This is a genomic window from Pseudomonas sp. BN415, assembly GCF_029871195.1.
GTDB lineage: Bacteria > Pseudomonadota > Gammaproteobacteria > Pseudomonadales > Pseudomonadaceae > Metapseudomonas > Metapseudomonas resinovorans.
The window spans coordinates 114,318-125,640 of the sequence record NZ_SSOK01000057.1; the positions used below are offsets into that span (position 1 = coordinate 114,318).

General features: G+C 63.4%; 11 protein-coding genes. 6 read left to right on the forward strand and 5 right to left on the reverse strand.

The window, feature by feature from the left end; translation table 11 throughout:
* The first annotated feature begins 155 nt into the window (after positions 1-155).
* Positions 156-599 (forward strand): type II 3-dehydroquinate dehydratase, encoded by a 444-nt coding sequence (gene aroQ, locus E8F20_RS16450; RefSeq protein ID WP_280284669.1) that lies wholly within the window; start codon positions 156-158, stop codon positions 597-599.
* A 5-nt stretch (positions 600-604) separates the two neighbouring features.
* Positions 605-1,462, forward strand: coding sequence for a shikimate dehydrogenase (locus tag E8F20_RS16455; protein ID WP_280284670.1), 858 nt, complete (start codon positions 605-607; stop codon positions 1,460-1,462).
* 229 nt (positions 1,463-1,691) lie between these two features.
* Here E8F20_RS16455 and E8F20_RS16460 read toward each other — a convergent pair whose 3' ends face one another.
* A complete protein-coding gene (locus tag E8F20_RS16460) occupies positions 1,692-2,360 on the reverse strand; it encodes a TetR family transcriptional regulator (RefSeq protein ID WP_280284671.1) in 669 nt (222 codons plus the stop codon).
* Positions 2,361-2,456: 96 nt separating this feature from the next.
* Entirely contained in the window at positions 2,457-4,367 is a 1,911-nt protein-coding gene (gene quiC, locus E8F20_RS16465; protein WP_280284673.1) for a 3-dehydroshikimate dehydratase QuiC, read from the reverse strand.
* A 676-nt stretch (positions 4,368-5,043) separates the two neighbouring features.
* On the opposite strand from quiC, the gene E8F20_RS16470 reads away from it, so the two are divergent.
* A complete protein-coding gene (locus tag E8F20_RS16470; RefSeq protein WP_280284674.1) occupies positions 5,044-6,420 on the forward strand; it encodes an MFS transporter in 1,377 nt (458 codons plus the stop codon).
* 190 nt (positions 6,421-6,610) lie between these two features.
* On the forward strand, positions 6,611-6,784 hold the full coding sequence (locus E8F20_RS16475) for a hypothetical protein (protein ID WP_280284675.1): 174 nt from the start codon (positions 6,611-6,613) through the stop codon (positions 6,782-6,784).
* Between the two features lie 61 nt (positions 6,785-6,845).
* Here E8F20_RS16475 and E8F20_RS16480 read toward each other — a convergent pair whose 3' ends face one another.
* The 3 genes from E8F20_RS16480 to E8F20_RS16490 all read right to left on the reverse strand — a co-directional run bounded on the left by E8F20_RS16480 (position 6,846) and on the right by E8F20_RS16490 (position 9,658).
* Positions 6,846-7,724 (reverse strand): DMT family transporter, encoded by an 879-nt coding sequence (locus tag E8F20_RS16480; protein ID WP_280284676.1) that lies wholly within the window; start codon positions 7,722-7,724, stop codon positions 6,846-6,848.
* A gap of 52 nt (positions 7,725-7,776) precedes the next feature.
* Positions 7,777-8,592 carry a sugar phosphate isomerase/epimerase gene (locus E8F20_RS16485; protein ID WP_280284677.1) on the reverse strand — a complete coding sequence of 272 codons (816 nt, stop codon included), beginning with the start codon at positions 8,590-8,592 and terminating at the stop codon, positions 7,777-7,779.
* A 289-nt stretch (positions 8,593-8,881) separates the two neighbouring features.
* Complete coding sequence (locus E8F20_RS16490; protein WP_280284678.1) at positions 8,882-9,658, reverse strand: IclR family transcriptional regulator; 777 nt, start codon at positions 9,656-9,658, stop codon at positions 8,882-8,884.
* Positions 9,659-9,929: 271 nt separating this feature from the next.
* Between E8F20_RS16490 and E8F20_RS16495 the strand changes: the two genes are divergently transcribed.
* Positions 9,930-10,106 (forward strand): hypothetical protein, encoded by a 177-nt coding sequence (locus tag E8F20_RS16495; protein ID WP_280284679.1) that lies wholly within the window; start codon positions 9,930-9,932, stop codon positions 10,104-10,106.
* Between the two features lie 96 nt (positions 10,107-10,202).
* Positions 10,203-11,323 (forward strand): OprD family porin (locus E8F20_RS16500; protein ID WP_280284680.1); only part of this gene is annotated, 1,121 nt, incomplete at its 3' end.

Sequence of the window (11,323 nt, forward strand, 5' to 3'; positions counted from 1 at the left end):
CCCTTCTGCCGCGCGACCAGAGGCTCTTAAGCCGTCCGATAACCGCACAGAACCCCCTTGGACAAATTGACGTAATTAACTGGTTAGTACATTTTCATTGTCAGACGCTCCGGCGCTTTCCAGCCGGGTGAGAACAACAATGGAGACCTGCCGTAATGACTCGCACCGTCCTCGTGCTCAACGGGCCGAACCTGAATATGCTCGGCACCCGTGAGCCCGCCACCTATGGCCATGAAACCCTCGCCGATATTGCTGCCCTGTGCAGCCGTAGCGCCGCCGAGCTGGGTTTCGAGGTGGACTTTCGCCAGACCAACCACGAAGGCGAATTGATCGACTGGATCCACCAGGCGCGCGGTCGCTGCGCCGGCATCGTCATCAACCCTGCCGCCTGGACCCACACCTCCGTCGCTATCCGCGACGCGCTGGTGGCCAGCGAGCTGCCGGTGATCGAAGTGCACCTGTCCAACGTGCACAAGCGCGAGGAGTTCCGTCACCACTCGTTCGTTTCCGCTATTGCCGTTGGCGTGATCTGCGGACTCGGCAGCCAAGGCTACAGCCTGGCGCTGCAGCACTTCGGCCAACTGTTCTCCAAGGGTTGATCACTATGTCCCAAAGCAAGCACTCCGTCCTCGCCGGCCTGATCGGCGCGGGCATCCAGGCGTCCCGCACTCCTGCCCTGCATGAGCATGAAGGTGACGCGCAGGGTCTGCGTTATCTGTACCGCCTGATCGACCTGGACCAGTTGAAACTGGATACCAGCGCCCTGCCCGACCTGCTCGACGCCGCCCAGCGCATGGGCTACACCGGGCTGAACATCACCTTCCCCTGCAAGCAGGCGATCATCCCCCTGCTGGATGAGCTCTCGCCCGAAGCCGCCGGCATCGGCGCGGTGAACACCGTGGTGCTGAAGGATGGCAAGCGCGTCGGCCATAACACCGACTGCCTCGGCTTTGGCGAAGGGTTCCGCCGTGGCCTGCCCAATGTACAGCGCCGCCAGGTGGTGCAGATGGGCGCCGGTGGCGCGGGTTCCGCCGTGGCCCACGCCCTGCTGGCCGAAGGTGTCGAACGCCTGACCTTGTTTGAAGTGGACGCCGCCCGTGGCCAGGCCTTGGTGGACAGTCTCAACCAGCACTTCGGTGCCGGTCGCGCCGCCCTGGGTACGGACCTGCCCAATGCCATGGCGGAAGCCGATGGCCTGGTCAACACCACGCCGATTGGCATGGCCAAGCTGCCGGGCACACCGGTTCCTCCAGAGCTGTTGCGGCCCGAGTTGTGGGTGGCGGAGATCATCTATTTCCCGCTGGAAACCGAGCTGCTGAGCAATGCCCGCGCCATCGGTTGCCGCACGCTGGATGGCGGCACCATGGCGGTGTTCCAGGCCGTGAAAGCCTTCGAGCTGATCAGCGGCCGCAGCGCCGACGCCGACCGGATGATGGCGCACTTCGCCAGCATGAACGGCTGATTGAAAGCGCACGCCGTGTGTACCGGACGTCCGGTGCGCACGGCGCACACTACCCGGTCAGTCCAGCTCCGGACTCGGCAGCGTTAGCGCAAGGGTAGTGAGCCAGCACGTACATCCCCGCCTCGTATTCCTGGTCCACCCCGGCGTAGCCCTGGGCGGCCGGCTTCTGCAATTCAGCCTTCGATTCGCGTGAATGGTGTCAGCTGACGTCGCGCGGCGCGCGAATGGCTCAGGCCTGCAGGTAACGCAGCACCGACTCGCAGATCATCGCCTTGTGCCGGGCCTTGACCTCGTCGTCGGTGAGATCGATCTGGAAGATCTGGCCGAACGTATTGCGATTGGAGACGCGATAGAAGCAGAAGGAGCTGATCAGCAGGTGCAGGTCCAACGCATTGACGCCCGCTCGGAACAGGCCTTCAGCCTGGCCGCGTTCGATGATCTCGCCCATCGCATCGAGGATGGTCGTGCTCATGGAACGGATGGCGTTGGACTGCTTGACGTACTCGCCGTAATGGATGTTTTCGATGGAGACGATGCGCACGAAATCGACGTTACGGTCGTGGTGGTCGAAGGTGAACTCCACCAGCCGGCGGATCGCCTCACGCGGTTCAAGCTCGGCCAGGTGGAGCTTGCCTTCGGTGTGGCGGATATCGCCGTAGAGCTTTTCCAGCACTTCGACGTAAAGCTGCTCCTTGCTGCCGAAGTAGTAGTAGATCATCCGCTTGGAGGTATGCATGCGCTCGGCGATGGCGTCGACCCGGGCGCCGGACAGGCCCTGCTGGACGAACTCGGTGATGGCCGCTTGAAGGATGTTCTCGCGAGTTTTCTCCGGGTTGTTCTTGCGCCCTTTGCGAGGGGCCTCTGTGGGCAGGTCTTGGCGTTCGGCAGTTATTGTCATCTTGGGCTCACGGCCAGCGGAAACTGGGTGGATTATGGGCTGGGCGGCGGCCGTTAGGAAGCCTGGCGCAGGCAAGGCGCCAGGCTCCCGCGCGGTCTACAGCTTGGCCTTGGCGATGGCGCCGCTGCGCGCCTTGGCCATGGCCGCCAGACGCACCGCGACGTTGGCCGCGCCGTAGCCGGCATAGCCGTTCTTGCGCTGCAGGATTTCGAAGAAGAAGCGCCCCTCGAATGGCTCGGTGTAGACGTGGAACAACTCGCCACCCTGGGCGTCGCGGTCGTACAGCACGTTGTAGTAGGCCAGTTCGCTGAGAAACTCGTCGTCGAAATCGAAGCGCGCCGCCAGGTCGTCATAGTAGTTGAGCGGGATATCCAGCAAGGGGACGCCAGCGTCCTTGGCGCGACTCACCTCGGCGAAGATGTCCTCGCAGGAGAAGGCGATGTGGTGGGCGCCGGAGCCGCCATAGCTGGACAGCGCATGGGAGATCGCAGTATTGCGATTCTCCGAGATGTTCAGTGGCAGACGGATGCTGCTGCAGCGGCTGCGCAGAGCGCGACTCTTCACCAAACCGTAAGGGTCCGGCAGCACCACTTCGTCGTCGGCCTCGAAGTCCAGCACGCTCTTGTAGAACAGCGCCCAGCTGTCCAGGCCGTCGGCCGGCAGGGCCAGCGCCATGTGGTCGATGCGGTCGAGTTGACCGGTCTGGCTGGCGCCCGCGTCGAGGACGAAGTCACTGTCGTAGATGGTCTGTCCGGCCTGGGCCTGATCCACCAGGTAGATCAGGCTGCCATCCGGCGCACGCACGGCCGGAATCTCGCGTTCGTTCGGCCCTACCAGGCCACGGAACGGTTGTCCCTTGAACTCGCGGGCTCGCTCCAGCGCGCTGCCACTGTCCTTCACCCGTAGGGCGGTGGCGCACAGCGACGGGCCGTGGGCCTCGAAGTAACCGTGGGCAAAGGAATAGGGTTCGGCATTGAGCACGATATTGATGTCGCCCTGGCGCAGCAGGCTGACCGCCTTGGAGCGGTGTTTGCCGGCGCGTGCAAAGCCCAGGCGCTCCAGCCAGTTGGCGAGCTTGGCGCCCTGGGACTCGTCCACGGCGAATTCGAGGAATTCCACGCCGTCGTAGCGGCTGGCCGGCGGCGGCGCGAAGAGGATGTCCAGGTTGGCCGGCGGGGTCGGGTCCTTGGCCAACAGCTTTCGGGTTTTCTCTTCGAGGTAGAGCAAGGAGCGCAGGCCATCCGCGGCGTTGGCGCGCGGCGGCGCGGCGCGGAAACCGTCGTTGAAGATCTCCAGCGACAGCGGGCCGGTGTAGCCGCTGCGAATGATGGGCGCGAGGAAGCCCGGCAGGTCGAACTCGCCCTGCCCGGGGAAGCAACGGAAATGCCGGCTCCACTCCAGTACATCCATGGCCAGCAGCGGCGCGTCGGCCATCTGCACGAAGAAGATCTTGTCACCGGGAATCTCGGCAATGCCGCTGGGATCGCCCTTGATCGACAAGGTATGGAAGCTGTCCAGCAACACGCCGAGGGCCGGGTGGTCGGCCTGGCGCACCAGGTTCCAGACCTGCTGCCAGCTGTTGACGTGGCGGCCCCAGGCCAGCGCCTCGTAGCCGATGCGCAGGTTGCGTGCACCGGCGCGCTCAGCCAGCAGGCGCAGGTCGTCAACGAGGATTTCCTCGTCCGGCAGTGAGTCTGGCTGAACGTTGCTGCACACCAGCACCAGGTCGGTGCCCAGTTCCTGCATGAGGTCGAATTTGCGTTCGGCGCGGTCGAGGTTCTTCTGCAAGCGGTCGCGGCGGCAGCCCTCGAAGTCGCGGAACGGCTGGAACAGCGTGATGGCGATGCCGAGGTCGGCGCACATCTGGCGGACTTCGCGCGGGCTCCCGGCGTAGTACAGGAGGTCGTTCTCGAAGATCTCGACACCGTCGAAACCGGCGGCGGCAATGGCCTCGAGTTTTTCCGGCAGGGTACCGCTCAGGGAGACGGTGGCAATGGAACGCTGCATGCTTCAGCTCCTTGTGGGTGGGCGCCGGCTCTGCGGTCAGCGGCGGGAATCAGGCAGGGTGGCAGATCACCTGTGGGGGCGAATTCATTCGCTATCGGCAGCACAGCTGCCGTCATCGAGATGCCGAACCTTCGGTCCGGTCAGCGAATGAATTCGCCCCCCACACAAAAGCCACCCGCACGGCTTGTTTTCGTAGCTGGATCGATTATTCGCGCGTAAAGTCTGCCCAGCAATTCAATATGTACGAACCAGTTAGTTTTGTGTTCGATCAGCGAACAAAAGGCCGGTTATCGAATTGACGCTTTTTCGATCACTGCGCAACATGAACCCCATGTTGCAGACAACCCGTCGGGTGGCATCACTGCCAGCCCAGTCACTCGGAGGGTCCTGCGATGACAACCAAGCGTCACGACATAACAATTTCAAGAAACAGGTACCCGCTCATGCTCACTACCAGCCACCTGATCGAAGCCCCCTCCTCCAGCCGGCATGCCGCGGCATCCAGACCGAGTGCGACCGCCACGTCGCCCCTCTGAACTGACTCCCTGACACCTCTCGGACAGCGATAACCGGAAAGCTCCCGTCGAGCACCGTTACGCAAGCGTGCACGCGTTCCAACCAGGCCTTCGCCGGGGAATGTGCGTCCGGCTACCTAACAAAAACAACGGAGACAACGATGGCTACTCCCTCCAGCTCCCAAGCCAAGAAAGCAACTGCCAGCGGGTGGATAGGCTCCGCCCTCGAGTATTACGACTTCTTCATCTATGCCCAGGCGGCAGCGCTGATCTTCCCGCAGATCTTCTTCCCGAACACCGACCCGAAAATGGCCATCATCGCCTCGCTGGCGACCTATGGCGTCGGCTACCTGGCGCGCCCGGTGGGTGCCTTCGTGCTGGGCCACTGGGGTGACACCCGCGGCCGCAAGAATGTGCTGCTGCTGTGCATGTTCCTGATGGGTATTTCCACCATGGCCGTCGGCCTCCTGCCGACGTACCACGATATCGGCATGCTTGCCCCGGCGCTGCTGGTACTCCTGCGCCTGGTCCAGGGCTTTGCTGTAGCCGGTGAAATTTCCGGTGCCAGTTCGATGATCCTCGAACACGCGCCATTCGGACGGCGCGGCTACTACGCCAGCTTCACCCTGCAAGGCGTACAGGCTGGCCAGGTGATGGCGGCCGCCGTGTTCCTGCCGCTGGCCTACTTCATGCCGAGCGAAGCCTTCAATGAGTGGGGCTGGCGGATTCCGTTCCTACTGAGCGCCTTCGTCCTGGTAGCCGGCTTCATCATCCGTCGTGAAGTCAATGAGACCCCGGCCTTCGTCAACGAAGAGAACCAGCACAAAGTCGCCAAATCGCCGGTTACCGAAGCCTTCCGCCACAGCTGGAAGAGCATGGTGCTGGTGATGTTCATGGCCCTGATGAACGTGATCCCGGTCGTTGCCACCATCTTCGGTGCAGCCTACGCCGTACAGCCGGCCTACGGCATCGGCTTCGACAAGAGCGTGTACCTGTGGATTCCGGTGGTGGGCAACATCGTCGCCGTGCTGGTCATCCCCTTCGTCGGCAACCTCTCCGACAAGATCGGCCGCCGCCCGACTATGATTGCCGGCTGCCTGGGCTCCGGTCTGCTGGCCTTCGTCTACCTCTACGCCATCAGCATCCAGAGCGTTCCGCTGGCCTTCTGCACCTCGATCCTGATGTGGGGCATGGTCTACCAGGGCTACAACGCGGTGTTCCCGAGCTTCTTCCCGGAGCTGTTCCAGACCCGCTTCCGCGTATCGGCCATGGCCATCGCCCAGAACATCGGAACCATGCTGACCGCCATGCTGCCGGCCCTGTTCGCCGCCGTCGCCCCGCCCGGCTCGGACAACATCCCGATGGTGGTCGGCTGCATCGCCTTCTTCATCACCTGCGTGTGCGCCCTGGCTGCCTACGTGGCGCCGGAAACCCATCGCCTGGCCATGGACGACCTCGGCAACCCGGATGCCAAGCCGATGGACAAGCAGCAGTACGAGTCCAGCCGCGATAACAGCATGCGCGCCGTCAGCCACTGATCGCGCAAGCCACCTGAACAGAGAAGGCCCCAATTGGGGCCTTCTCCCTTTCTACCGGACCTGTTTCGAACGCTCATGACAATGGAGATGAGCATGGCATTCCTTCGCCTCAGCATCGCCCGCCGCGCACGGGGCAGCGTCGACCTGATCGCCCTGCTGGTTCTCCTGCGGAGCAGATGAGCCTTGGCCCGTGGAAAGCACCAGGCGCCCGTTGCAGCAGCATGACGAAATCCAGCAGACCGCCACTACCGTGACCGAAATGACCAGCGCGATGGAGGAAGTGGCCCGGGTCGCAAACACCGGCCACAAGTTGTCGCGCCCGGCCCTGGAATTGCAGGAACGGGTGGTGAGATTCGGGCTGTAGTTCGACTTGTGCCCCTCTCCCTTTAGGCGAGGGGCTGGGGGTGAGGGAACCTGCAGCGGACTCAGCTCTTGCGCTGCATCCAGGCCGCGCCCAGACCGCTCAGGCAGATGATGGCGATTCCCACCAGGCTCATGGCATCAGGGGTTTGAGAGAAGATCACAAAGCCCAGCAACCCGGCGAACACGATCTGGCAGTAGCCGAAGGGCGCCAGCAACGCCGGTGCAGCCAGGCGGAACGCCTGGGTCAGCAACAGGTGTGCGGTCATGCCTGCGCCCCCCAGGGCCAGCATCAGCAGCCCATGTCCCAAGGTCGGGACTTGCCAGAAGAAAGGCACCAGGGCGCTCATCACCAGGGTGTTGCACAGGCCGGCAAAGAAGTTGCTGGTGGTCGGGCTGTCCTGGGCCGCGAGCTTGCGTGTGAGCAACTGGTAGAAGCAGAAACCCAGCGCCGAGCAGAAGGGAAACAGAATGGCCGGAGTGAACAGCTCCCCACCCGGGTGCACAACCACCAGCACGCCAAGAAACCCCATCACCACCGCAGCCCACTGGCCAACGCTGACCTGCTCCTTGAGCAAGGGCACCGAAAGCGCTGTGACCAGCACCGGCGCCAGGAAGTTGACCGCAGTCGCCTCCGCCAGGGGAATGTACTGCAGCCCCGCAGTGAACAGCAGGCTGGTGCTGAGCAGGCTCAATGCCCGCAGCACCTGCAGAATCGGCCGCTTGGTGCGCAGCACGCGCAGGCCGGCCTGGGGCAGGAAGATGCCCGCCATCAGCAGGGTATGCACCAGGTAACGGGCCCAGACGACCATCACCACCGGATAGAGGCCGCCCAGGTACTTGGACAGCCCGTCATGCCCGGCGAAGAGGAAGGTGGCCAACACCACCAGCAGGATGCCCCGCAGCGGTTGGTTGGCGCCGGACAGCGGGGTACTGATGCTCATGGGGTTCTCGAAAAAAGAACGCAGCCCAGCCGGCCGCGTGAAAGGTGAAATCTCAGACCTGCTGAAGCAGCGTCCGCGCCTTGTCCAGCGCCATCCTCGCGCGGTCCTGGGCACTGACGCCCTGTTCCATCAACGGGCGCGTGGGAATTTCCAGGCTCAGGGGAATGTTCGCCGGCAGCGTCCTGAGCAACCCGATCAGGTCGCTATCACCATCGCCGGGGAAACGGCGCTCATTGCGCGCCTGACGAAGAATCTCGTCCATGTCGTCCGGGCGCGGGCCCGCCACATCACAAAGCTGGGCATAGCGCAGGCGCTCCGGGGCCAATTTGGCGAGGTCCTCCAGACGCGAGGCTGAGCGGTTGAAGTGGAAGGCATCCACCAGCACGGCGCCGTTGGCCCGCCCGGCGCTCTCCACGATGCGCGCAGCCTGGTTCAGGTCACGGGCGTCGGTCCAGGGCATGAACTCCAGGCTGGGATGTAGGCCGTAGCAACTTGCAAGGTCGCAGAAGGCGGCGAAATTGTCGGTCAGCCGCGCCGCGTCAGCGTCGTTGCCGGCCACCAGCACTTCCGTGGCTCCGAACTCGGAACCGGCGGCCAGGATGGGCTCGAAATCGGCTACGCGGGTTTCCGCCTTGAGCCGCAGGATTTCGATATCCAGCACCTTCACACCGGTGTTGCGCAGCCGCTCGAGGGTCTGCCGACGCAATGCGGCATCGGCCACCAGCGGGAAGTGATGCTCCTCGGGTGTGGCCGGCACCAGACGCAGGCCGACATGGCTGTAGCCGGTACGTGCGGCTACTTCCACCATCTCCGGCGGAGAAAGCTCGAGGACGGTGAGTGCGGCGAGGGAGAAAACTCGATCAGTCATGCTCTTCTCGGAATCCAGTTCCACAATTTGTCTTGCGATATTTAGAACTTAGTTCCATTTATTCGCAAGAAAAACATGCGGCCCTCTGACGAAAGCAGGATTCGCGAAGAGATGTGGGGAAGGTGCTGGAATTCCTTGTAGGCGCTAGCTTGCTAGCGAACGCGGACATTTTCGCCAACAAGAACTCGGCGTCCCCTGGCTCCTACCCGCACCCACGTTCCCTGGTTGCCGCCTAGTATTCGCTACTGTCGGCATAGCCAATGAATTCGCCCCTTCTACGGTCATGCGATCAGACGAAAAACTCCGACGCCTGGCTCGCCGCCGACAACTCGGCCACGGCCGCCAGCAACTGTGGCGCCACTTCGTGCATCCGCTCTTCCGGCAGGCGCGCCGTGGGGCCAGCGACACTGAGCACGCCAATGGCCTTGCCAGTGCGCGGGTCACGCACCACCGCCGCCAGTGCCGACATGCCCACCGAGGAGCTTTCCACCACCCAGGCATAGCCCCGCTCGCGAGCCAGGCGCAGGCGTTCCAGTAACTCGATGTTCGAGCGGGGAGCGTTGGGTCCGAAATCCTTAGGGTCGGCCACGCCTTGGCGCTCCACCAGCAACAGCGCCTCGGCATCGCTCAGGCTGGCCAGCCAGGCATGGCCGGAGGCGGTGTAGAACAGCGGCGCATCGCGGCCCATGTCGGGGTCGTAGCGCAGACCGGAGCGTGCGCCCTGGGATTTGACGATCCAGGTCAGGCGGTCATCCTCGATCACCCCAAGACGCACCAGCTCGCCGCTTTCCTGGGCCAGTCGATCGAGGATCGGCTGCACGATATCCGCACCACTGTTGGCCAGGTAGCGAAACGCCATGGCCACCAGCCGGGTGGACAGCTGGTAGCGGCTGTTCTCCTGGTTCTGGCGCACGTAGCCGAGGCGGATCAGCTCGGCCAGCATGCGGTGCGTAGCGCTCTTGGGAATATTCAGCTCATCGGCCAGGGTCTGCATCGGCAGGCCGCGCGGATCAGTGGTGAGACGTTCGAGCAGGTTGAAGGCACGTTCGATCTGGCTACCGGCCATGGGGAATGGGTCCTCTTGAATGTGTGCCGATTCTAGAAGACAACACCTCCCCCGTGAAACCTGGAACTGCGGCAAGGGATTCCACCAATCCAGCGGCAACAATGTACGGAATGGTTAGTTGTTGTTCGATGATCGAACAAAAGCGTTTCCAGCCGATTGAACGCAAGGCTGGCGGATTTCACTATCGGTCCCAAGTGCGAGGCGTTGCCGCAACCAGCCTGCGATCCCAGCAACGCTTCGCCTTTTACCGACATAAATACAAGAAAGGTCCATGACGATGCTCCAGCCCCGCACCTCCCATGCCTCGCCGCCCGCCTCCGGGCTGCTCTTCGATTGCACCTCTCCCTTCGCCTCCGTCGCCCTGGTCCAACTGTCCAGCAGCGAGCACCTGGGCGACCAGCTGAAACGCTGCCTGACGCGCCTGTTCGAGCGCCGCAAAGCCCGCTGACGCCCCCGTAACTCCAGCACTGACGTGTATTCGCGCAAACGCCGCGAAGGGGCTTTTGCGCACCCGAGAACAACAATCACAGAGGCAAGAACGAGCATGAATCCCGCGAGCCGCCGCCAGGCCCAACCCTTTGTTCCCTGCATCCTCGCTGCCGCCATCGGACTGGCCGTCCTGCCCGTCCAGGCCGCCGATGAGCATGGTTTTGTCGAGGACGCCACGGCGACCCTTAACCTGCGCAACTTCTACATGAACCGTAACTTCGTCAGCGACTCCGCCACCCAGGGCAAAGCCGAAGAATGGACCCAGAGTTTCATCCTCGATGCCAAGTCCGGCTTCACCGAAGGGCCGGTGGGTTTTGGCGTCGACATGCTCGGCCTGCTCTCGGTCAAACTCGACGGCGGCAAGGGCACCCGCGGTACCCAACTGCTGCCGGTGCATGACGACGGCCGCCCCGCCGACGACTTCGGTCGCCTGGCCATGGCCGGCAAGATGCGCGTCTCCAAGACCGAGTTGAAGGTCGGCGAGTGGATGCCGGTGCTGCCGATCCTGCGTTCCGACGACGGTCGCTCGCTGCCGCAGACCTTCCAGGGCGGTCAGGTCACTTCCCAGGAAATCGACGGCCTGACGCTGTATGGCGGCCAGTTCCGCCAGAACAGCCCGCGCAACGACGCGAGCCTGGACGACATGTCCATGAACGGCCGCGCCGCCTTCACTTCCGATCGCTTCAACTTCGCTGGCGGCGAATACGCCTTCAACGAGAAGCGCACCCTGGTTGGCCTGTGGTACGCCGAACTGGAAGACATCTACCAGCAGCAGTACCTGCAAGTGATACACAGCCAGCCTGTCGGTGACTGGACCCTGGGCGCCAACCTTGGCTACTTCAACGGCAAGGAGAACGGCAGCGCCCTGGCCGGTGACCTCGACAACCGCACCTGGTCGGCCCTGCTGTCGGCCAAGTACGGCGGCAGCACCTTCTATGTCGGCCTGCAGAAAGTCAGTGGCGACGATGCCTGGATGCGCGTCAACGGCACCAGCGGCGGCACCCTGGCCAACGACAGCTACAACTCCAGCTACGACAACGCCAAGGAAGAATCCTGGCAGGTGCGCCACGACTACAACTTCGCCGCCCTCGGCGTTCCCGGCCTGACCCTGATGAACCGCTACATCAGCGGCGACAACGTGCATGTCGGCGCAGTCACCGACGGCAAGGAATGGGG

What these genes read in the sequence shown, in the direction of transcription:
- quiC (WP_280284673.1), bottom strand. Translation starts at nt 4,367, where the DNA reads ATGCAGCGTTCCATTGCCACCGTCTCCCTGAGCGGTACCCTGCCGGAA.
- E8F20_RS16470 (WP_280284674.1), top strand. Translation starts at nt 5,044, where the DNA reads ATGGCTACTCCCTCCAGCTCCCAAGCCAAGAAAGCAACTGCCAGCGGG.
- aroQ (WP_280284669.1), top strand. Translation starts at nt 156, where the DNA reads ATGACTCGCACCGTCCTCGTGCTCAACGGGCCGAACCTGAATATGCTC.
- E8F20_RS16485 (WP_280284677.1), bottom strand. Translation starts at nt 8,592, where the DNA reads ATGACTGATCGAGTTTTCTCCCTCGCCGCACTCACCGTCCTCGAGCTT.
- E8F20_RS16495 (WP_280284679.1), top strand. Translation starts at nt 9,930, where the DNA reads ATGACGATGCTCCAGCCCCGCACCTCCCATGCCTCGCCGCCCGCCTCC.
- E8F20_RS16490 (WP_280284678.1), bottom strand. Translation starts at nt 9,658, where the DNA reads ATGGCCGGTAGCCAGATCGAACGTGCCTTCAACCTGCTCGAACGTCTC.
- E8F20_RS16460 (WP_280284671.1), bottom strand. Translation starts at nt 2,360, where the DNA reads ATGACAATAACTGCCGAACGCCAAGACCTGCCCACAGAGGCCCCTCGC.
- E8F20_RS16455 (WP_280284670.1), top strand. Translation starts at nt 605, where the DNA reads ATGTCCCAAAGCAAGCACTCCGTCCTCGCCGGCCTGATCGGCGCGGGC.
- E8F20_RS16480 (WP_280284676.1), bottom strand. Translation starts at nt 7,724, where the DNA reads ATGAGCATCAGTACCCCGCTGTCCGGCGCCAACCAACCGCTGCGGGGC.